Origin of the sequence: Actinoplanes sp. NPDC051633 (genome assembly GCF_040681735.1) — a bacterium.
Classification (GTDB): Bacteria; Actinomycetota; Actinomycetes; order Mycobacteriales; family Micromonosporaceae; genus Actinoplanes.
The window spans coordinates 1-1,275 of the sequence record NZ_JBFAZH010001672.1 but is presented as its reverse complement, the minus strand read 5'-3'; the positions used below and the strand labels follow the sequence as shown (position 1 = coordinate 1,275).

The following is a 1,275-nucleotide window of genomic DNA, read 5'->3' as shown; positions in this document are numbered from 1 at the left end:
GGCGAGGGCGTCAGCCACGGTTGCGGCGCGGCCGGGACCGCACCGAGGACATCACCGCGATGAGCACACCGACCAGGAAGATCAGCGTGCCCATGACGTTCACCTGGGGCGGCAGGCCGACCCGGGTGGCGCCCCAGATCCACAGCGGGAACGTGGTGGTGGTGCCGGCGGTGAAGTTGGTGACCACGAAGTCGTCGATGGACAGGGCGAAGGCGAGCATCATGCCGGAACCCACCGCGGGCAGGATCAGCGGGAAGGTGACCCGCCAGAACGTCGTCCACGGTGTCGCGCCGAGGTCGGCGGCCGCCTCCTCGAGCGATCGGTCCAGCGTGAGCACCCGGGAGCGCACCACCACGGCCACGAACGAGATGGAGAACATCACGTGCGCGATGGTGATCGTCACCGCGCCGAGCCCGACGCCCAGCGAGACGAAGAGGGTCAGCAGCGACGCGCCCATCACCAGCTCCGGCGCGGACATGGTGGCGAACAGGATCAGGTTGACCGTGCCCGAGCCGCGGAACCGGTAGCGGCCCAGCGCGTACCCGATGCCGGTGCCCAGCGCCCCGGCCAGCACGGCGGTGATCACCGCGACGACCAGCGAGACGATCAGCGCCGAGGTGAGCGCGTCGATGCCGAAGACGCGGCCGTACCACTTGAACGTGAAGCCCTCCCAGGTCTGGTTGTAGCGGCCCGGGGTGTCGTTGAAGCCGAACAGGATCATTACGAGGACCGGCAGGGTCAGCCAGGCGATGATGATCCAGGTGTAGACGTGCAGCGCCCGGATGCCGTTGAACCGCCGCTTCTTCGCCGGGGGCGCGGCCGTCCGCGACAGGCGATCGAGAACAGCCGTCATCGCGCCGCCACCTTCATCACGTCCTCCGTGCCGAGCGCCCTCGCATACATGAAGACCCCGATCAGCAGCACCGCCATCAGCGTGAACGACAGCGCCGACGCGGTCGGGTAGTCCGAGGTGGTCAGGTACTGCGCCTGGATCACCTGGCCGATCATCGTGGTCGACGAGCTGCCCAGCACCGCCGAGTTGACGTAGTCGGAGCTGGCCGGCACGAACGTCATCAGCACGCCGGCGAAGACCCCGGGCAGCGCGAGCGGCAGGATCACCTTGCGGAAGGCGGTGGCCGGGTCGGCGTACAGGTCACGGGCCGCCTCGACCACCCGCGGGTCGATGCGTTCCAGGGCCACGTACACCGGCAGCACCATGAACGGCAGGAAGTTGTACACCAGGCCGGCAACGACCGCGAACGGCGTACCCAGAAC

Annotated in this window: 2 protein-coding genes; both read right to left on the bottom strand. The window is 68.6% G+C overall.

The genetic code is table 11. The features are described from left to right. Positions 1–10: 10 nt before the first annotated feature. On the bottom strand, positions 11–853 hold the full coding sequence (locus AB0M20_RS44195; RefSeq protein ID WP_364307545.1) for an ABC transporter permease: 843 nt from the start codon (positions 851–853) through the stop codon (positions 11–13). Next, positions 850–1,275, bottom strand: a 426-nt coding sequence (locus AB0M20_RS44190) for an ABC transporter permease (RefSeq protein WP_364307544.1), incomplete at its 5' end; no start/stop codon positions are given. The genes AB0M20_RS44190 and AB0M20_RS44195, both read right to left, overlap by 4 nt.

Excerpts from the sequence above, each read along its gene's own strand:
- AB0M20_RS44195 (WP_364307545.1), bottom strand. The coding sequence starts at position 853 with ATGACGGCTGTTCTCGATCGCCTGTCGCGGACGGCCGCGCCCCCGGCG.